A 19,639-nucleotide genomic window follows, 5' to 3' on the forward strand; every position below is an offset into this window, starting at 1 on the left:
CCGTCAATGCTACCGGCTGTCGGACTCGTCGATGGCCGCCTCGAGCCGCTCGATCTTCGCGTCGAGCTCTCCCGAGTACCCGGGCCGGATGTCGGCCTTCAGCACGAGCGACACCCTCGAGCCGAACGGCATCACGGCCTCCGTGGCGCGCTTGACGACGTCCATCACCGTGTCCCAGTCCGGGCCTTCGATCTCGGTGAACATGCTGGTCGTGCGATGCGGCAGACCCGACTCGCGCACCACGCGCACGGCCGCGGCCACCGCGTCGTGCACGGAGGCGTCGGAGCGCTCCGATCCATCGGAGGGCGTGCCGCTCGGGGCGACGGAGAAGGCGATCAGCATGGTTCTTCACTCCCGGTTCGTGGTGTGGAGGTGGGCGGGGACCCGCACGAGGGCGCGGATGCCGACGATCAGGATCACGACGAGCAGCGCATTGCGCAGCGTCAGCGTCAGCACGGGAAGCATCTCGGCGCGCAGCAGTGCGTCGTAGGTCAGCGGGTAGATGAGGCAGGTGAGAGCGCACAGCACGAGCACCAGCGCCGCAGGCACGGCGGCGCGCGTGCGGTCGAGCACCAGCCAGAGCACGACGGGTGCGATCAGCCACGTCTGGAACTGCGGCGAGCCGACCTTGTTCAGCACGATCAGGGCGGCGCCGAGCGACAGCGCGAGCGGAGGGAAGAGACGGGCGAAGGACGCTCCCCGCGTCGCCTTGACGGCGCCGAGGATCGTGATGACGACGACCAGCACCGCCATCACAGGCGTCAGAGCCGCGCTGACGGCATCCGCTCCCGGCGCCGCGATCTGGAAGGTGAGGATCTCGTAGCTGTACTCGATGCGCGCCGAGCCGGCGACCGCGAGCCAGAGGAAGGGCGTCGCGGCGACCGCCTCGATCTGCAGGCCACGGCCGGTCTGCTCGGTGAGGAAGCCGAGGATCTCGGAATCGGCGCCGAGTGCGAGCAGGAGCACGATCACGCCGGCGGTCACCGCAGCCGCCGTGAGCAGCATCCGCATCCTGCTGCGCGCCGCGACCAGGGCGGCGAGCAGCAGCGCGCCAGGCCAGATCTTGATCCAGGCTCCGATCGTCAGCAGCGCGGACGCGAGGGCGGGGCGACGAGTGAGCCAGAGTCCGCCGATCACGGCGAGCGGCACCGTGACGGCGTCGATCCGATACATCGCTATGGGGCCGAGCAGCAGCACCGCGGCCACCCAGAACCAGGCGGCGAGGCGGCGCGGACGCGAGGGCGAACGACCGAGCAGCACGGCGAACGCGATCGCGTCGAGCACCGTGACCATGACGGCCCAGGCGATCAGATAGGCGCCGGAGACCCCCATCGCGGCGACCAGGGGGACGGAGAGGATCTTGGCGACGAGCATCGGCACCAGAGCGAGCTGCGGGTACACCCAGGTCTCGGTGACGCCGACGATCGGTCCGCCCGAGAGCGCGGCGGCCGACCACGGCTCGTAGACGAGCACCACATCGCCCATCGGCTGGCTCGGGAGCACCCAGCCCGACACCGCGACGATCACATGCACGAGCAGGAACGCGCACCAGGACGCGACGACGCCCATGGCCGAGCGACGACTCACGCGAGGACGTCCACGATCGCGCGCGGCAGCGCCTCCGCCACATCCAGAGCGACGATCGGATGCCCGTGCTCCCCGCCGTCCGCCCCGACCCCGGCGGCGAGCCGACCGGCGTGACCGTGCAGCCACGCTCCCGCCGCCGCGATCTCGGCGATGGACGCATCCGTGCCCGAGTTCGCGGCGAGGAGCGTGCCGAGCACCCCACCGAGCACGTCACCGGTACCGGCCGTCGCCAACCACCCCGTGCCGGCCTCGACGGTGATCAACGTCCCGTCGGGGTCGGCGATGAGCGTGCGCGCCCCCTTGAGCAGAACGGTCGCGCCGAGTTCCTGCGCGACCCGGCGGGCGCCGACGGCACGGTCGTCGCCCGGTTCCGCGCCGAGCTGGCGCGCAAGACGGGCGAATTCCCCGCCGTGGGGGGTCAGGAGCAGCGGTGCGCGCCGTCCGGGCGCGAGGTCCAGAGCGCCGGCGTCGACGACCACGGGCACCGATCCGTCGAGCAGCGCACGCAGCTCCTGCTCCGCCTCGGGGCTGCGACTCGCGGCATCCGTCCCCGATCCGATCACCCAGGCGCCCACCCGCGCTCCGGCCGCGTGCGCGCTCACCACCGTCTCGGGGCGGCGGGCGATCACGGCATCTGCCGCGCGTCCCTCCCCGATGTAGCGCACGAAGCCGGCACCGGAGCGCCAGGCGGCCTCGACCCCGAGCACGGCCGCGCCGGGATAGGCCGGCGATCCCGTGCGGAGACCGACGACTCCGCGGGAGTACTTGTCGTCCTCCGGCCCCGGCACCCGCACCAGACGTGCCGTGTCTTCTCGGGACCACTCGCGCGCATCGGGCATGAGTCCACGTTAGTCCGACGACCCCTCCCCCTCGAGACGGCGCTAGCGTCGAGGGGTGAGCATCCTCTTCTCCCCTCTCAGCATCCGATCCGTCACCTTCCGCAACCGTCTCTGGGTGTCCCCCATGTGCATGTACAGCGCGATCGACGGCGTCGTGCAGGAATGGCACCACACGCACCTCGCCCAGTTCGCCTCGGGCGGCGCCGGGCTCATCGTGGCCGAGGCGGCCGGTGTCGTGCCGGAGGGACGCATCTCGCCGCAGGACGTCGGGCTCTGGAACGACGAGCAGCGCGACGCCTGGACGCCGATCGTCGCCGCGATCCATGCGCGCGGCGCGAAGGCCGGCATCCAGCTCGCCCACGCAGGTCGCAAGGCCTCGACCTGGTGGCCGTGGGCCGAGCACCAGGGCTCGGTGCCGCAGTCAGAGGGCGGCTGGACCACGACCGCCCCCTCCGCGATCGCTTACGAGGGCTTCGCAGAGCCCGTCGCGCTCGACGCCGACGGGATCGAGGCGATCGTGACCGGGTTCGCCTCCGCCGCGCGCCGGGCGATCGAGGCGGGCTTCGACGTGCTCGAGATCCACGGCGCGCACGGCTACCTGCTGCACCAGTTCCTGTCGCCGCTGTCCAACCTGCGCGACGACGACTACGGCGGCTCGCTCGAGAACCGGGCGCGACTCCTCCTCCGCGTGGTCGAGGCCGTGCGCGAGGCCGCGGGCGACGGCGTGCCGCTGTTCGTGCGCATCTCCGCGACCGATCATGCCGACGGCGGCTTCACCCCCGATGAGGCCGCGACCGTCGGTGCGTGGGCCACCGACCGCGGCGCCGACCTGATCGACGTCTCGAGCGGTGGTCTGGTCGCGCACCAGCAGATCAGCGTCTTCCCCGGATACCAGGTGCCGCTCGCCGAGACCGTCCGTCAGGGCGGGCGCATCCCGGTCTCCGCGGTCGGACTGATCACCGCCGCCGAGCAGGCTGAGCAGGTGCTCGCCGAGGGCGCGGCGGACGCGATCTTCGCCGGCCGCGAGTGGTTGCGCGACCCGCACTTCGCGCTCCGCGCCGCCCACGAGCTCGGTGCCGACATCGCCTGGCCGCCGCAGTACGAGCGCGCGCACTGGCGCTGAGCCCCCGCATTCACCGCCGACAGCGAGAAGCCCCTCCGATCCCTGTGGATCGGAGGGGCTTCTCGCTCGGCGATGGTCAGTGCCCGCGGATGCGACGCGTCGCGTCCTGCACCTCTCCGACGAGCTCCTCGAGGATGTCCTCGAGGAACAGGACGGCGGTCGTACGGCCCTGCGCGTCGCGCACCTTCGCGAGGTGTCGACCGGCGCGCCGCATGACGGCGAGCGCGTCCTCGAGGTCCGTGTCCTCCTGCACCGGCACCATGTGGTTGATCCGCTTCGACGGCAGCGGCTCGACGAGCTTGGCGTCGGCATCGGGGCCGTCCGCCGCACGGAGGATGTCCTTGAGGTGGACGTAGCCGACGGGCACCCCCTCGTCATCGACGATCACGTAACGCGAGAACCCGTATCGGGCCACCGCCTTCTCGATGTCGTCCGGCGTGGTCGTCAGCGGCAGCGTGACCAGATCGCTCAGCGGCACGGCCACGTCGCGAGCCTTCTTGTCGGTGAACTCGACGGCGGCGGCGACGGTTCCTGCGGTGTCGGTGAGCACGCCCTCGCGCCGCGACTGATCGACGATCGTCGCGACCTCGTCGAGGGTGAACGTCGACGCGGCCTCGTTCTTCGGCTCGACCCGGAAGAGTCGGAGCACGCCGTTCGCCGCGGCGTTGAGCACCCAGATCACGGGCATGAAGATCTTCGACACCAGCACGAGGGGCGGCGCGAGGATCAGCACGGCCCGCTCAGGAACCGAGAACGCCAGGTTCTTCGGGACCATCTCGCCGAACACGACATGCAGGAACGACACGATCAGCAGAGCGATCGTGAACGACACGGCGTCGACGACCGCATCCGACCAGCCGATCTCGTGCAGCGGCACGGCGAGCAGATGGTGGATGGCGGGCTCGGAGACGTTCAGGATCAGCAGCGAGCAGATGGTGATGCCGAGCTGCGAGGTCGCGAGCATCAGGGTCGCGTGCTCCATCGCGTAGAGCGCGGTCTTGGCGGCGCGCGATCCGCGATCGGCCTTCGGCTCGATCTGCGAGCGGCGCGCGGAGATCACCGCGAACTCGGCGCCGACGAAGAACGCGTTGGCCACGAGCAGCACGACCAGCCAGGCCAGTCCTCCCCAGTCGCTCATCGGGCCACCACCTCCGCGGTCAGATCAGGATGCGGCGCATAGCGGATGCGGTCAACGCGGCGTCCGTCCATGCGGACGACTCTCAGCGTCCCGCTCTCGAGATCGACCTCGTCACCCACGGCCGGGACGCGCTCCAGAACGCTCATGACGTATCCGGCCACCGTGTCGTAGACGTCCCCCTCGGGAACCTCCACACCGGCTCTGCGCCGCAGCTCGTCGGGCCGCAGCTCACCCGGGAACGTGATCCCGTCCCGTCCGCGCACGACACCGGCCCTCGTGCGATCGTGCTCGTCCGACACCTCGCCCACCAGCTCCTCGACCAGATCCTCCAGGGTGACGAGCCCGGCGGTGCCGCCGTACTCGTCGACGACGACGGCCAGCTGGTAGCCGCGGGCACGGAGCTCCGAGATCAGAGCATCGACGTGCACGGTCTCCGGCACGCGCAGCGGGTCGGTGGAGATCGCCCCCACCGGCACCTCGGCACGGCGATCACGCGGAACGGAGATCGCCGCCTTCAGATGCACCACACCGGTGATGTCGTCGAGGTCGTCGTCGTAGACCGGGAAGCGACTGTGCCCGGTGCGTCGCGCGAGCTGGATGACCTCGTCGGCGGAGTCGCCGGCGGCGAGCGCGTGCATGCTCGGTCGCGCCGTCATCACGTCGGCGGCGGTCAGCCGCGAGAACGTCAGCGTCCGGTCCAGCAGACTCGCCGTATCGGCCTCCAGAAGACCCGCACTGGCCGAGCGCCGCACGAGGGACGACAGCTCCTCGGCACTGCGGGCGCCCGAGAGCTCCTCCTTGGGCTCGATGCCGATGCCGCGCAGCACGCCGTTGGCGCTGCCGTTGAGCACGACGACGGCGGGCTTGAACACGGTCGTGAACGCGACCTGGAACGGCATGACCAGCTTCGCGGTCGCCAGCGGCAGCGCGAGGGCGAAGTTCTTGGGCACCAGCTCGCCGAGGATCATCGAGAGCACGGTCGCGACGAGCATCGCGACGACGGTCGCGATGGGGGCGACGGCCCCCTCGGGGATGTTCCAGGCCACGAGGGTCGGTCGCAGCAGATTGGAGAGCGCCGGCTCCATCGTGTACCCGGTGAGCAGCGTCGTCAGGGTGATGCCGAGCTGGGCCGACGACAGATGGGTCGATGTGTGCTTCAGCGCGCTGATCGTGAGCGAGACCCGGGATTCTCCGCGTGCCTGACGCGCCTCGAGATCGGCACGGTCGAGATTGACCAGAGCGAACTCGCTCGCGACGAAGAGTCCGGTGCCGACGGTGAGCAGGAGCCCCACGCCCAGCAGGATGTAGTCCATCAGAGGTTCCCCTCGTCACCGAGGGGCGGGCAATGGGGCGATGTACTGCAACTGGGAGGGTCGTCCATGGTGACCATGATTCTACGGGATCGCCGTGGTGGCGGGCATGTCCGGCACCACCCTCGTCGTCACCAGCTGACCGGCAGCGCCTTGCCCTCTTCGTACCCCGCGGCGGATTGCAGCCCGACGAGAGCGCGGTCGTGGAATTCCGGCACGGAGGACGCACCGGCGTAGGTGAACGACGACCGTACCCCCGACGTGATCATGTCGAGCAGGTCCTCGAGACCGGGGCGGAGCGGGTCGAGATAGATCTTCGACGAGGAGATCCCCTCCGCGAAGAGTTCCTTGCGCGCGCGCTCGTACGCGTCGAGGCGTCCGAATCGCGCCTGCACGGCCTTGGTCGACGCCATGCCCCAGGATTCCTTGTAGATGCGCCCGTCGGCGTCGGTCTGCAGCTCACCTGGCGCCTCGATCGTGCCCGCGAACCAGGATCCGACCATGACGGACGCCGCTCCGGCGGCGAGCGCGAGCGCGACGTCCCGGGGGTAGCGCACTCCCCCGTCCGCCCACACGTGCGCGCCGAGCTCGCGCGCCGCCTCGGCCGTCTCGAGCACGGCGGAGAACTGCGGACGCCCGACGGCGGTCATCATCCTCGTGGTGCACATCGCTCCGGGTCCGACGCCGACCTTGAGGATCGACGCGCCGGCCGCGACCAGGTCGTGCACCCCGTCCGCCGTGACGATGTTGCCGGCGACGAGCGGGATGCCAAGACCGAGATCGGCGACGGCGCGCAGCGCGCCGAGCATCCCCTCCTGGTGTCCGTGGGCGGTGTCGACGACCAGCACGTCGACACCGGCCGCGGCGAGCGCTCTCGCCTTCGATGCGACGTCGCCGTTGATCCCGACGGCCGCCGCGACCGCCAGTCGTCCGTCCGCATCGAGGGCGGGCCGATAGAGGGTCGAGCGCAGGGCGCTGCGTGCGCTGAGCGTGCCGACCAGGTGCCCGTGACGGACGATCGTGACGATCTCCGCCCCCGCCTCGGTGATCACGTCGAACGCGTGGCGTTCCGACCCGATGTCCTCGGCATCGAGCGAGGGGGTGCCGCCGTGCACGAGGTCGCCCAGCTGCGCGTCGGGCAGAGCGGTCGCGAGGCGCGAGGCGGGAAGGACGCCGAGGATCCGCTCGACGTGGTGCGGTGCCCCTCCCGAGGCCACGACGATGCCGTGGCCCGCGGTGGCGGGCATCAGACGCAGGGCCTCGGTCACGGAGGCCTCGGGAGGGAGGACGACCGGGGTGTCCCACAGCACGGGCTGCGCCTTGACGTCGCGGATCGCGGCATCGAGGTCCTGCAGCGGCATGTCCTGCGGCAGCACGCCCAGACCCCCGCGCCTGGCGAGCACCGCGGCGAGTCGCGGACCCGTCACCGAGTTCATGTTCGAGGCGACCAGCGGCAGCGTCGCGGGCGTGCCGTCCTGCGGGGCGAGATCGACCTGCAGACGGCTGGTGACCGCGGAGCGGCGCGGCACGAGGAAGACATCGGAATAGGTCAGATCGACTGCGGGCGACTCGCCGGAGAACTCCATACCCCCACGCTACTCAGATCGGGGCGACAGGGGCGCTCGCCTTCGACGATCGTCCCGCGAAACACGTTAGGCTTGGTGTTCGAGAGAGTGCGGGCCCCGACGCATCCTGCGTCCTGGTGTGCACATATGGACTTCAGTGATGAAAGAGGGCGATCGAGCGTGTCGAACCAGGTGACCGGCGTCGGGGGCGACGGGGGGTTCGGAGCCAATTCGTGGCTCGTCGAAGAGCTCTACGAACAGTTCAAGGTGAACCGCGACTCCGTCGACAAGGAGTGGTGGCCGATCCTGGAGAAGTACCAGTCGGAGGCGGCCTCCGGAACGTCGGCGCCCGCCGCGTCGGCAGAGCAGACCGCGCACCCCGTGACCGCCCCCATCCCCGTCATCGGCGCCCAGCCCGTCGCACGGACGACGACGAAGCCCGCGGCCGCAGCCCCCATTCCCGCGCAGGCTCCGAAACCCGCCCCCAAGGCCGAGACCGCAGAGTCGGCTGCCGCCGCTGAAGAGGACAAGGTCACGCCGCTCCGTGGTCTGCCCAAGACCCTCGCGGCGAACATGGACGAGTCGTTGACCGTCCCCACCGCGACGAGTGTGCGCACGATCCCGGCGAAGCTGATGATCGACAACCGCATCGTCATCAACAACCACATGGCCCGCACGCGCGGCGGCAAGATCAGCTTCACCCACCTCATCGGCTGGGCGCTCATCCGCACTCTCGACGAGTTCCGCAGCCAGAACGTGTTCTACGCCGAGATCGACGGCAAGCCCTCCGTCGTCGCCCCGGCGCACGTCAACCTCGGCATCGCGATCGACCTTCCCAAGCCCGACGGCACGCGTGCCCTCATGGTCCCGAGCATCAAGCGGGCCGACACACTCTCGTTCAGCGAGTACCTCGTGGCCTACGAGGACCTCGTCTCGCGGGCCCGCAACAACAAGCTCACCGCCGCCGACTTCCAGGGCACCACCGTGTCGCTGACGAACCCCGGCGGCATCGGCACGGTGCACTCCGTCCCGCGACTGATGAAGGGTCAGGGCTGCATCATCGGCGCGGGAGCGCTCGAGTACCCCGCCGAGTTCCAGGGAGCCAGCGGAAGAACGCTCAACGAGCTCGCGATCGGCAAGACGATCACGCTCACCAGCACCTACGACCACCGCGTCATCCAGGGCGCGGGCTCCGGCGAGTTCCTCAAGAAGGTGCACGAGCTGCTGATCGGTCAGCGCGGCTTCTACGACGACATCTTCGCGGCGCTGCGCATCCCCTACGCTCCGATCCGCTGGAACCCCGACATCGCGGTCGACCTCGCCGAGCGCGTCGACAAGCAGTCCCGCGTGCAGGAGCTGATCAACTCCTTCCGCGTCCGCGGTCACCTGATGGCCGACATCGATCCGCTGGAATACGTGCAGCGGTCGCACCCCGACCTCGAGATCGAGAGCCACGGGCTCACCTTCTGGGATCTCGACCGCGAATTCGTCACCGGCGGATTCGGCGGACGCCGCGTCGCGAAGCTCCGCGACATCCTCGGTGTGCTCCGCGACTCGTACTGCCGCACGCTCGGCATCGAGTACATGCACATCCAGGACCCGGAGCAGCGCCGCTGGTTCCAGGAGAAGGTCGAGGTCAAGTACCAGAAGCCCGGCCACGACGAGCAGCTGCGCGTGCTGCGCAAGCTCAACGAGGCAGAGGCGTTCGAGACGTTCCTGCAGACGAAGTTCGTCGGCCAGAAGCGTTTCTCGCTCGAGGGCGGCGAGTCGCTCGTCCCCCTGCTCGACGAGATCCTGCAGGGCGCTGCCACCGCAGGACTCGAGGGTGCGGCGATCGGCATGGCCCACCGCGGCCGTCTGAACGTGCTCACCAACATCGCCGGCAAGACCTACGGTCATGTGTTCCAGGAGTTCGAGGGCACCCAGACCACCGGGAACCGACGCGGCTCCGGCGACGTGAAGTACCACCTCGGCACCGAGGGCACCTTCGTCGCCGACGACGGGTCCGAGCTGCCGGTCTACCTCGCGGCGAACCCCTCGCACCTCGAGACCGTCGACGGCGTGCTCGAGGGCATCGTCCGCGCCAAGCAGGACCGCAAGCCGATCGGCACGTTCGCCTGGCTGCCCATCCTCGTGCACGGCGATGCCGCGTTCGCGGGACAGGGCGTGGTCGTCGAGACCCTGCAGATGTCGCAGCTGCGCGGCTACCGGACCGGTGGCACCATCCACGTCGTCGTCAACAACCAGGTCGGCTTCACGACCCTGCCGGACGACTCGCGCACCTCGGTGTACGCGACCGACGTCGCCAAGACGATCCAGGCGCCGGTGCTCCACGTGAACGGCGACGACCCCGAGGCCGTCATCCACGTCGCGCAGCTCGCGTTCGAGTACCGCGAGCGGTTCCACCGCGACGTGGTGATCGATCTCGTCTGCTACCGCCGCCGCGGTCACAACGAGGGCGACGACCCGTCGATGACGCAGCCCCTGATGACCGACCTGATCCAGGCCAAGCGCTCCGTGCGCAAGCTCTACACGGAGTCGCTCGTCGGACGAGGCGACATCACCGAAGAGGAGTACGACGAGGCCAAGGCCGACTTCCAGAACCGTCTGGAGATCGCGTTCGCCGAGACGCACGCCGCGGAGACCGGAACCAACCCGGTCGTCCAGGACCTCCCTCCCGCCGAGGAGCAGGTCGGCGCCCCCGAGATCACCGGCGTCTCGAGCGAAGTCATCCAGCTCATCGGAGACGCGTTCGTGAACAAGCCCGAGGGCTTCACGGTGCACCCCAAGCTGCAGCAGCAGCTCGAGAAGCGTCTGGACATGAGCCGCAACGGCAACATCGACTGGGGCTTCGGCGAGCTGCTCGCCTTCGGGTCGCTGCTGGTCGAGGGCACCCCGGTCCGGCTCGCCGGTCAGGACTCGCGACGCGGCACGTTCGTGCAGCGTCATGCGACCCTGCACGACCGCGCGAACGGACAGGAATGGCTCCCGCTGTCCAACCTGTCCGACTCGCAGGGCCGGTTCTTCGTCTACGACTCCCTGTTGAGCGAGTACGCCGCCCTCGGCTTCGAGTACGGCTATTCCGTCGAGGCCCGCGAATCCCTGGTGCTGTGGGAGGCGCAGTTCGGCGACTTCGTCAACGGCGCCCAGTCCGTCATCGACGAGTACATCTCTTCTGCCGAGCAGAAGTGGGGACAGCAGTCGAGCGTGACCCTGCTGCTCCCGCACGGCTACGAGGGCCAGGGGCCCGACCACTCCTCGGCTCGCATCGAGCGTTTCCTGCAGATGTGCGCGCAGGACAACATGATCGTCGCCCGCCCGTCGACGCCCGCGTCGTACTTCCACCTGCTGCGCCGTCAGGCCTACGCACGTCCGCGCAAGCCGCTGATCGTGTTCACGCCCAAGGCGATGCTCCGTCTGCGCGGCGCGACCAGCCCGGTCGAGGCGTTCACGCAGGGTCGCTTCGAGCCCGTGATCGACGACGCCCGCGAGCTCGACCGCAATGCGGTCACCCGCGTGCTCGTGCACTCGGGCAAGGTCCACTGGGATCTGAAGTCCGAGCTCGAGAAGAACCCGAACCCCCAGGTCGCCCTGGTCCGGCTCGAGCAGCTGTACCCGACGCCCATCGAGGGTCTCAAGGCGATCACCGACTCCTACCCCAACGCCGAGCTCGTCTGGGTGCAGGAGGAGCCGGAGAACCAGGGAGCCTGGCCGTTCCTCGCTCTCGCGTTCGCGGCGGTCCCCGGCGATCGCCGGTTCCGCCCGGTGTGCCGACCGGCATCCGCGTCTCCCGCGACGGGCTCGTCGAAGGTGCACGCCGCCGAGCAGGCCACGCTCCTGCGCGAGGCGCTGACCGGGAGCTGACCCGAGCCGCCTACGGAAAAGGGAGCCCCGACGAACTGTCGGGGCTCCCTTTTCGCATCCGTACCCGGCGGCGTGGATCAGTACCAGATGTCGAGAGCGGGAGCCGGGAACGCGACGAAGGCACGGTCCAGCGCCTCGACGGTGTCGGCATCCGCATCGATCCGACCTGCGCCGTGCAGCGAGGAGGCTCTCACTCCCCCGGCGAAGAGGATCGACAGCGTGGCGACGTCGAGCGTCGCATCCACCGCCCTCGTCCCGTCGCCCGCCGCCTCGACCACGGCCGCGTCGGAGCCGTCCACCCGCAGTCGCCAGTCTCCCTCGGCGAAGCCGAGCGGATCGGTGACGCGGAGCACGAGATCGACGGGGGCGGAGTAGGTGCGCGCGGCGAGCGTCGTCGGGAGATCGAGGATGCGCAGCCAGCCGTGATCGTGAACCGTCTGCACGACGCCACGCGGGTCGCGCACGAGCCAGGGCAGCGCGTCGTCGAGCGGACGCAGGTCGGCCGTGACCTCGTCGACGAGGTCGTGCTGCAGGGCGAACCGCCAGAGTGCGGCCGTGGCTTCGGGCGTCTCGGCCACGAGCAGACGGATGTCGAGCGTGAAGCGGAACGATCCGCTCCTCTCGCCGAGTGTGAAGGCCATCGCTCCGCGCAGGTCGCCGGCGCCGTCGAGGTATCGGACGCCTCGCACCTTGTCACGATCGGTGTCACTCGGCGACAGCCCGGCGATGCCCGTCCAGCGCGAGTCCCACCCGGGGATCTGGCCGGAACGCGACGAGCGTGCGCGGTCGTGGACGCGGCCGAGCTCGGCGGCCAGTGTCTCCCTGTCGACGTACTCGATGCGCCCGGCGATGTCACCGCCGACCCATCCGGCGCGGCGGGTGTCGACCGCGAAGCGCGACATGGGCAGCGCCGAGCCGAAGCCGTACCGGCCGTAGATCGTGGCCTCCGACACGGTGAGCCCGGCGATCGGCACGCCCGCGGAGACGGCCGCCCTGAGCTCGCCCTCCAGCAGCGCTCTGGCGATTCCTCGGCGCCGGTGCGTCGCCGAGACGGTCACCCCGCTGATCGCCCACATCGGCAGTGCGGAGCCGCCGGGAACGGTGACGGGGGTCGTCCACGAGTCGATGGTGGCCACCGGCTGCCCCTCGGGCACGCGCTCGTCATAGACGCCGATGTTGCGTCGCGATTCGAACGTCGTGCGCCCGAAGGCCAACGCCTCGGTCGAGGGCTCCGCGCCGAGGAAGCCCCGCGACGTCGCACGCTGAAATCTCTCCGATGCCGCCTCATCGGCGGTGTCGACGACGCGATAGCTCAGTGACTCGGCGGCGAGGCGCTCCGTGGACGTGGGGTCGGCGGGGACGGATCTCGAGTCGATGTCGGTCATGCCTTCCACCCTACGGGCGAACGCCTACGTCGACCTCCGCTGCCCGCCGCCCCTGTCGGGACGTCAGTGCTGCGCGGCCTGCACCTCGCGCAGGCGCGCGAACACCTGGTCGCGCAGTTCCTCGGGAGCCGTCTCCTTGCACGCGCGGGCCACGACCTCGGTGAGGGTGGTCGCCACGAGCGCTTCGTCCCGACACGACGGGCAGTTCTCGAGATGCTCGCGGATCTCGGTGTGCTCGGTGTTGCACACCTCGTTGCGGAGGTACTCCTCCAGATCCTTGCGCGCCTTGTCGCAGCCGCAGTCGGTCATTTCGTGCTCCTCGGTTCTGCCGCGGAGATTCCCCGCTCCGCGGCGTAGTCGGCCAGCAGCTCCCGCAGCATCCGCCTGCCCCTGTGCAGACGGCTCATCACGGTGCCGATGGGTGTCTTCATGATGTCCGCGATCTCCTGATAGGCGAAGCCCTCGACGTCGGCGAGGTACACCGCCAGCCGGAAGTCCTCGGGGACCGCCTGCAGCGCGTCCTTGACGACGGATGCGGGCATGTGGTCGATGGCCTCGGCCTCCGCCGATCGTCCGTGCGAGGCGGTCGTCGACTCGGCACCGCCGAGCTGCCAGTCCTCGAGTTCGTCGATCGTGCCCTGGTAGGGCTCGCGCTGCTTCTTGCGGTAGATGTTGATGTACGTGTTCGTCAGGATGCGGTAGAGCCACGCCTTCAGATTCGTGCCCTGCGAGAACGTCGCCCACGAGCCGTACGCCTTCACGAACGTCTCCTGGACCAGGTCGGCGGCGTCCGCCGGATTGCGCGTCATCCGCATCGCGGCAGCGTAGAGCTGATCCATGAAGGGGATCGCCTGATCCTCGAATTCACGCCGAGGGTCGCTGACCTTTTCTGCCGTCTCCGTGTCATCCATCACCGGCCAGTCTAGGCCGCTGAGGTCCACGAACTCGCGTTCCAGAGTTGCGAGCATCCTGTCTCCTTGTCGCCGGGCTTCCGTGATCCGATCGGGCGGACTCCCGTATTCACTAAGGTTGAAACCGATGAGCGCCAACGGGTATTCCCCCTCCCCTGTCCAGGGCGTCTATGCAGCGCCCACGGCCCCGGATCCCGTCCACGCGACGGTGACGATCCCCGGGTCGAAATCGCTGACGAATCGCGAGCTCATCATCGCCGCGATCGCCGACGGACCCGGCCGACTGACAGCCCCGCTGCACTCGGACGACTCGCGACGGATGATCGAGGCTCTGCGTGCGCTCGGCGTCGGCATCGAAGAGGTCGAGGGAGCCGGAGAGTTCGGCCCCGACCTCGTTGTCACCCCCGGCAAGCTCGTCGGCGGCGCCACCGTCGACTGCGGCCAGGCGGGGACCGTCATGAGGTTCATCGCCCCGCTCGCCGGACTCGCCCATGAAGACGTGCATCTCACCGCGCACGAGACCGCACTGCACAGGCCCATGGGCGGGCTCATCAGCGCCCTGCGCGACCTCGGCGTCGACATCGACGACGAGGGCACCTGGGCGCTGCCGTTCACGATCCGCGGCCACGGCCACATCCGCGGCGGACGGGTCGAGATCGACGCCTCCGCGTCGAGCCAGTTCGTGTCCGGCCTGCTGCTCGCCGCACCGCGGTTCGACGTCGGACTCCACCTCGTGCACACCGGCGAACACCTGCCGAGCCTGCCCCACATCGACATGACGATCGAGGCGCTGAGCCGACGCGGTGTCCGCATCGAGCGACCGGCCACCGGCGAGTGGCTCGTCGAGGCCGGCGTGCCGCGCGCCAAGGAGATCGCGATCGAGCCGGATCTCTCCAACGCCGCGCCGTTCCTGGCCGCCGCCCTCGTGACGGGGGGCTCCGTGTCCGTGACCGGCTGGCCCGTGCACTCCACGCAGCCCGGCGCCCTGCTGCCCGAGATCCTGCAGGCTCTGGGCGCTCACGTCCACCGACACAGCGGCACCCTGACGGTGAAGGCCGGAACCGAGATCCGAGGACTCGACCTCGACCTGTCCGCGGCGAGCGAGCTGACGCCGACGCTGGTCGGACTCGCCGCCTTCGCGACCGGTCCGACGACGTTCCGCGGGATCGGTCACATCAGACTGCACGAGACGGACCGCATCGCGGCGCTGATCGGCAACATCCGCGCCCTGGGTGGCGAGGCGGAGGAGCTGCCCGACGGGCTGCGCATCATTCCCCGGACGCTGCGCGGCGGCGCATGGGCGGCCCACCACGACCATCGGATGGCGACGACCGGCGCCCTCATCGGACTGCGCGTCCCCGGAGTGCAGGTCGACGACATCGGCACGACGGCGAAGACGCTTCCCGAGTTCACACTGCTCTGGGAGCGGATGCTGCGGGGCGCGTCCGCGTGAGCTGGCTCGACGACACGAACGACCTCGAGGACGGCTTCGAGGACTACGACGAGAGCAGCATCCGCACTCGTCCCAACCCCAAGGCCAACCGCCCCCGCACCAAGCGACGTCCCGCCCACGACGACGCGAAGGTCGGCCGCGTGCTCGGGGTGGACCGCGGACGCTATACGGTCCTGCTCGATGAGGGCGGACCCGACGAGCGCCTGCTGACGGCGGCTCGTGCCCGCGAGCTGCGACGCAACCCGATCGTCACCGGAGATCAGGCGAAGGTCGTGGGCGACACCACCGGCGAAGACGGCACGCTCGCGCGCATCATCGGCATCGTCGATCGGACCTCTCTTCTCCGGCGCAGCGCCGACGACACCGATCAGGTCGAGCGCGTCATCGTGGCGAACGCCGATCAGATGCTCATCGTGGTCGCCGCGGCCGACCCCGAGCCCCGGGCGCGACTGGTGGATCGCTACCTCGTCGCGGCGCTGGACGCCGGCATCCGCCCGCTCCTGGTCGTCACCAAGACCGACCTCGCCGACCCCTCCGCCTTCCTCGCGCACTTCGACGGCCTCGACCTCCGCGTCTTCACCAGCGCGCAGGAGGAGATGCCGGTCGACGAGATCGGCGCCGCGCTCGTGGGTCACTCCACGGTCTTCGTCGGACACTCAGGTGTGGGCAAGTCGACGCTCGTCAACGCGCTCGTGCCGAGTGCGCTGCGTGCGACGGGCCATGTGAACCAGGTGACGGGACGAGGGCGCCACACCTCGTCGTCCACGGTCTCGCTGCGCTACTCCGGCCCGGCCGGCTCGGGCTGGGTCATCGACACCCCCGGAGTCCGCTCGTTCGGGCTCGGCCACGTGGAACCCTCGAACATCCTCGCGGCGTTCACCGAGTTGGCGGAGATCGCCGAGAACTGCCCACGCGGATGCACCCATCTCGTGGACGCGCCGGACTGCGCACTCATCGAGGCCGCCGAACGAGGCGAGCTCAGCGACACGGGACGCGCGCGTCTGGACTCCCTGCAGCGACTGCTGCAGACCTTCGCCGACAAGGCGGAGCAGACTCCCGGCCGGTAGGCTGAGTGCGTGACTGTGCGCCTCGAACCCGGAACCGCTGCTCCCGACTTCGCCCTGCTCGACCAGGACGGCAAGACCGTCCGGCTCGCAGACCTGCGAGGCGAGAAGACCGTGCTGTACTTCTACCCCGCGGCGATGACTCCGGGATGCACGACCCAGGCGTGCGACTTCCGCGACAGCATCTCCTCACTCCAGGGCGCCGGGTATCGCGTCATCGGCATCTCCCGTGACGAGCCGGCCACGCTCGCCACGTTCCGGGAACGCGACGGACTCACCTTCACGCTGCTCAGCGACCCCGACCACGCCGTGCACACGGCCTACGGCGTCTGGGGCGAGAAGATGAACTACGGCAAGGTCGTCGAGGGTGTGATCAGGTCCACCTTCGTGCTCGACGACGAGGGCACGATCACGCTGGCCCAGTACAACGTCAAGGCCACCGGGCACGTCGCCCGCCTGCGCAAGCTGCTCGGCATCGACGCCTGAGCGTCACTCGGCCGGGCGCTCGTTCTCGGCGCGCGTGGTCGCGATCAACAGGGCGAAACCCAGCACGGCGGGGATGCCCACGCCGACAGTGAATCCCCACACGACCGGCTGGATCGTCAGGGACGCCAGGGCCAGGGCCACGCCGAGCACCTGGAAGACGATGCCGCCGGAACGCGCCCAGGAGTGCCCGGAGCGGGTCCCGATCGCGAAGGCGATCAGCGCGCCCGCCCCGATGAGCGTCAGCACGATGAGAGCGAGGGCGGTCGGCAGCGAGGACGCATCTCCCGCACCGAGGCCGACGAGCTCGATCAGCGCGAAGACGAGGAGGGCTGCGCCTTCCGCGGCGAGGACTACCGCTGCGGCGAGAGCGAGGGCGGGTGAGCGCACGATGTGTCTCCTGAGAATCGAATGAGAACAAGCGAAACCCTTGATTTCGCCGGTTTCATGTAACAGAATAGACAGCGTCATGTGCTCCCACAGCGGCGTGGGGCGGGCTCCGAGCCCGCATCACAATTCGCGGGCATCCGTCCGTATCTCAACAGGGTAGCTGAACCCGAACTGCACCCGAAATCAGAGTCGTCGCGTTGCGCCGATTCAGGAAAATCCACACCGAGGAGCCCCCATGGACTGGCGCGACAAGGCCGCCTGCTTGACCGTCGATCCCGAGCTGTTCTTCCCCGTAGGGAACACCGGCCCGGCTGTCGATCAGATCGAGAAGGCCAAGACGGTCTGCGCCACCTGCACGGTGACCGAGATCTGCCTGCAGTACGCCCTCGAGTCCAGCCAGGACTCGGGCGTGTGGGGCGGTCTCTCCGAAGACGAGCGTCGCGCGCTCAAGCGCCGCGCCGCGCGCGCACGACGCGCCTCCTGAACATCCGCGAAAGCGGCCCGGGACCTGGTCTCGGGCCGCTTTCGCGTACTCGGGCGGCTTTCTCCCGCACCGCGTACTCGGGCGGCTACTTCGTCAGCCAGCGCAGCGGGATGTCGATGACGACCTCGGTCCCGCCGCCCTCACTCCCCCGCCATTCGATGGATCCGCCGAGCTCGCCCTGGATGAGGGTCCGGATGATCTGCGTGCCGAGTCCCTGACCGATGCGACCCTCGGGAAGCCCGCTCCCGGTGTCGCGCACCAGGACGCGCAGGTTCTCCTCCGTGCGCGCGGCGTCGATCGTGACCATGCCCTCCTGCCCGGCGAGGCCGTGCTCGACGGCGTTGGTGACGACCTCGGTCAGCGCGAGCGCCAGCGGCGTCGCGTACTCGCTCGGCAGCACCCCGAAGCGACCGGTCGAGTGCGTGCGCGCCCGGGTGTTGGGGGCCGACGCGACCTCGGCCACGAGCTTGAGCACGCGATGGAAGACCTCGTCGAAATCCACCTTCTGCGTGAGCCCCTGTGCGAGGGTGTCGTGCACGACCGCGATCGAGTCGACGCGCCGCATCGCCTGGGTCAGAGCGTCCCTCGCCTCGTCGGAGTGCGTACGACGCGCCTGGATCCGCAGCAGCGACGCCACCGTCTGCAGGTTGTTCTTGACCCGGTGGTGGATCTCGCGGATCGTGGCGTCCTTGGTGATGAGCTCCTGCTCCTGGTGACGCAGCTCAGACACGTCGCGGCAGAGCAGGATCGCGCCGATGCGCGTGCCGTGGTCCTTGAGCGGTATCGCCCGAAGCGACACGGTGACCCCGCGCGCCTCGATGTCGGTGCGCCACGGCGCACGGCCGGTGACCACCACCGGCAGCGACTCGTCGACCTGGCGGGACGGCGGGACGAGCCGCGTGGTGACCTCGGCCAGCGACTCCCCCTCGAGCTCGTCGTCGAAGCCCATGCGATTGAAGGCGGAAAGCGCGTTCGGACTGGCGAACGTGGTGATGCCGTCGACATCGATGCGGATCAGCCCGTCAGACGCACGAGGCGCTCCGCGCCGCGGTGAGGTCGGCGCGGCCGGATCCGGGAAGCTGCCGTCCGCGATCATCCGGAAGATGTCGTTCGCACACTCGTCGAACGTGATCTGCTGTCGGGACGGAGTGCGCGCCTCACCCAGGTTCGTGTGCCGGGTGACGACGCCGATGACACCGGCCTCCCCGTGTCCGCTGCGTCGATCGTTGACGATCGGAACAGCCCGGACCCGCGTCGGCGTCTCCTCGAACCAGTCCGGCGACGAGGAATCGACGATCGCCGCGGAGTCGAACGCCCCCTGCACCTGGGTCCGCCACTGCGGACGCACCCGCTCCCCCACGATGTCGCGGTAGAACAGCGTCGCCGCACCGCTGGGCCGCGCGTGCGCGACGGCGATGAACGAGCCGTCCTCGGTCTGGACCCAGACCACGATGTCGGCGGACGAGAGGTCCGCGAGGAGCTGCCCGTCGCCGGCGAGGCGGTGCAGCCACTCGACGTCGACGTCGGTCAGGCGGCCCTGGGCATTGGCGAGATCACTGAGGGTTGACACCCCTCAAGCCTACGGTGCGGGAGATCAGAGCACGGCCAGCGACGAGGCCCGCCAGCGCCGGTCGAGGCCTTCGAGACGGATCGCCACCGCTCGAGTCCGACCGGGGCCCGCCACGACGACCACCGCCTCGACCTTGCCGTCGACCGGCTCGGTGACTCGGATGGACAGGATCTCGAAAGTCGGGCGCGCAGGCGAGACCCCCCTCGCGCTGCGCGCCCTCGCCGACAGATTCGCCCGCGTCACCAAACTCCGGTACGCATCTTCGCTGAACCAGCGGGCCAACTGATCGACTTCTCTGACCCCGGCGAGGACCTCGAGCACGCCCTGCGTGAGACTGCGCAGCAGCGGCTGCGGATCCGGAAGCTCGGCGCGCGGCGTCGGCTGCGGGGCGAAATACTCGTTCATCGTCATCTGCGGCACTCTCCATCGGGGAAGACTGCGCCAAGTAGAGCATGCGTGGAAGAGCCGTTCCG

At 69.6% G+C, this 19,639-nt stretch carries 18 protein-coding genes; 6 read left to right on the top strand and 12 right to left on the bottom strand.

The genetic code is table 11. The annotated features are described in order from the left end of the window. Positions 1-9 precede the first annotated feature (9 nt). Genes FQ142_RS10970 through FQ142_RS10980 form a run of 3 tightly spaced genes read right to left on the bottom strand, consistent with a single transcriptional unit; the run spans position 10 to position 2,426 of the window. Positions 10-342, bottom strand: coding sequence for an MTH1187 family thiamine-binding protein (locus FQ142_RS10970; protein ID WP_056416517.1), 333 nt, complete (start codon positions 340-342; stop codon positions 10-12). A 6-nt stretch (positions 343-348) separates the two neighbouring features. Further along, positions 349-1,587 carry a glycosyltransferase 87 family protein gene (locus tag FQ142_RS10975; RefSeq protein WP_262492128.1) on the bottom strand — a complete coding sequence of 413 codons (1,239 nt, stop codon included), beginning with the start codon at positions 1,585-1,587 and terminating at the stop codon, positions 349-351. Beyond that, the gene (locus FQ142_RS10980) at positions 1,584-2,426 is read right to left on the bottom strand and encodes an NAD(P)H-hydrate dehydratase (RefSeq protein ID WP_149423286.1); all 843 of its coding nucleotides are present in this window, start codon (positions 2,424-2,426) and stop codon (positions 1,584-1,586) included. Before FQ142_RS10980 ends, FQ142_RS10975 begins: the two co-directional genes overlap by 4 nt. Positions 2,427-2,481: 55 nt before the next feature. On the opposite strand from FQ142_RS10980, the gene FQ142_RS10985 reads away from it, so the two are divergent. Then, on the top strand, positions 2,482-3,549 hold the full coding sequence (locus FQ142_RS10985; RefSeq protein WP_149423287.1) for an NADH:flavin oxidoreductase/NADH oxidase: 1,068 nt from the start codon (positions 2,482-2,484) through the stop codon (positions 3,547-3,549). A 76-nt stretch (positions 3,550-3,625) separates the two neighbouring features. On the opposite strand, the gene FQ142_RS10990 is transcribed toward FQ142_RS10985, so the two are convergent. The 3 genes from FQ142_RS10990 to FQ142_RS11000 form a co-directional block, all read right to left on the bottom strand. Next, the gene (locus FQ142_RS10990; protein ID WP_149423288.1) at positions 3,626-4,687 is read right to left on the bottom strand and encodes a hemolysin family protein; all 1,062 of its coding nucleotides are present in this window, start codon (positions 4,685-4,687) and stop codon (positions 3,626-3,628) included. Then, positions 4,684-6,000, bottom strand: coding sequence for a hemolysin family protein (locus tag FQ142_RS10995; protein WP_056416505.1), 1,317 nt, complete (start codon positions 5,998-6,000; stop codon positions 4,684-4,686). The genes FQ142_RS10990 and FQ142_RS10995 overlap by 4 nt, the downstream gene beginning before the upstream one ends. A gap of 128 nt (positions 6,001-6,128) precedes the next feature. Next, the gene (locus tag FQ142_RS11000) at positions 6,129-7,583 is read right to left on the bottom strand and encodes a GuaB1 family IMP dehydrogenase-related protein (RefSeq protein WP_149423289.1); all 1,455 of its coding nucleotides are present in this window, start codon (positions 7,581-7,583) and stop codon (positions 6,129-6,131) included. Positions 7,584-7,742: 159 nt separating this feature from the next. Here FQ142_RS11000 and FQ142_RS11005 point away from each other — a divergent pair, with 159 nt between their 5' ends. Continuing rightward, positions 7,743-11,426, top strand: a complete 3,684-nt coding sequence (locus FQ142_RS11005; RefSeq protein WP_149423290.1) for a multifunctional oxoglutarate decarboxylase/oxoglutarate dehydrogenase thiamine pyrophosphate-binding subunit/dihydrolipoyllysine-residue succinyltransferase subunit — start codon at positions 7,743-7,745, stop codon at positions 11,424-11,426. Positions 11,427-11,503: 77 nt separating this feature from the next. Here FQ142_RS11005 and FQ142_RS11010 read toward each other — a convergent pair whose 3' ends face one another. The 3 genes from FQ142_RS11010 to FQ142_RS11020 form a co-directional block, all read right to left on the bottom strand. Then, positions 11,504-12,811, bottom strand: a complete 1,308-nt coding sequence (locus tag FQ142_RS11010) for a GNAT family N-acetyltransferase (RefSeq protein WP_149423291.1) — start codon at positions 12,809-12,811, stop codon at positions 11,504-11,506. Between the two features lie 63 nt (positions 12,812-12,874). After that, a complete protein-coding gene (locus FQ142_RS11015; RefSeq protein WP_042541911.1) occupies positions 12,875-13,120 on the bottom strand; it encodes a zf-HC2 domain-containing protein in 246 nt (81 codons plus the stop codon). Beyond that, entirely contained in the window at positions 13,117-13,779 is a 663-nt protein-coding gene (locus tag FQ142_RS11020) for a sigma-70 family RNA polymerase sigma factor (protein WP_056416493.1), read from the bottom strand. The genes FQ142_RS11015 and FQ142_RS11020 overlap by 4 nt, the downstream gene beginning before the upstream one ends. Before the next feature lie 70 nt (positions 13,780-13,849). Between FQ142_RS11020 and aroA the strand changes: the two genes are divergently transcribed. The 3 genes from aroA to bcp are packed head-to-tail and all read left to right on the top strand — an operon-like array spanning position 13,850 to position 16,725. Then, entirely contained in the window at positions 13,850-15,175 is a 1,326-nt protein-coding gene (aroA, locus tag FQ142_RS11025) for a 3-phosphoshikimate 1-carboxyvinyltransferase (RefSeq protein WP_149423292.1), read from the top strand. Next, positions 15,172-16,242 carry a ribosome small subunit-dependent GTPase A gene (rsgA, locus tag FQ142_RS11030; protein WP_149423293.1) on the top strand — a complete coding sequence of 357 codons (1,071 nt, stop codon included), beginning with the start codon at positions 15,172-15,174 and terminating at the stop codon, positions 16,240-16,242. The genes aroA and rsgA overlap by 4 nt, the downstream gene beginning before the upstream one ends. Positions 16,243-16,251: 9 nt before the next feature. Then, complete coding sequence (bcp, locus tag FQ142_RS11035; protein ID WP_056416485.1) at positions 16,252-16,725, top strand: thioredoxin-dependent thiol peroxidase; 474 nt, start codon at positions 16,252-16,254, stop codon at positions 16,723-16,725. Positions 16,726-16,728: 3 nt separating this feature from the next. Here the strand turns inward: bcp and FQ142_RS11040 are convergent, their stop codons facing one another. Continuing rightward, positions 16,729-17,112, bottom strand: coding sequence for a hypothetical protein (locus FQ142_RS11040; RefSeq protein WP_149423294.1), 384 nt, complete (start codon positions 17,110-17,112; stop codon positions 16,729-16,731). A gap of 235 nt (positions 17,113-17,347) precedes the next feature. On the opposite strand from FQ142_RS11040, the gene FQ142_RS11045 reads away from it, so the two are divergent. Further along, complete coding sequence (locus FQ142_RS11045; protein ID WP_028503730.1) at positions 17,348-17,596, top strand: WhiB family transcriptional regulator; 249 nt, start codon at positions 17,348-17,350, stop codon at positions 17,594-17,596. Between the two features lie 85 nt (positions 17,597-17,681). Here the strand turns inward: FQ142_RS11045 and FQ142_RS11050 are convergent, their stop codons facing one another. Further along, positions 17,682-19,166: a sensor histidine kinase gene (locus FQ142_RS11050; protein WP_056416481.1), complete on the bottom strand. Its 1,485-nt coding sequence runs from the start codon at positions 19,164-19,166 to the stop codon at positions 17,682-17,684. A gap of 24 nt (positions 19,167-19,190) precedes the next feature. Next, entirely contained in the window at positions 19,191-19,577 is a 387-nt protein-coding gene (locus FQ142_RS11055; protein WP_056416478.1) for an Rv3235 family protein, read from the bottom strand. Positions 19,578-19,639: the final 62 nt, after the last annotated feature.

Source organism: Microbacterium sp. ANT_H45B, assembly GCF_008369345.1.
In the GTDB taxonomy this organism is placed as follows: Bacteria; Actinomycetota; Actinomycetes; order Actinomycetales; family Microbacteriaceae; genus Microbacterium.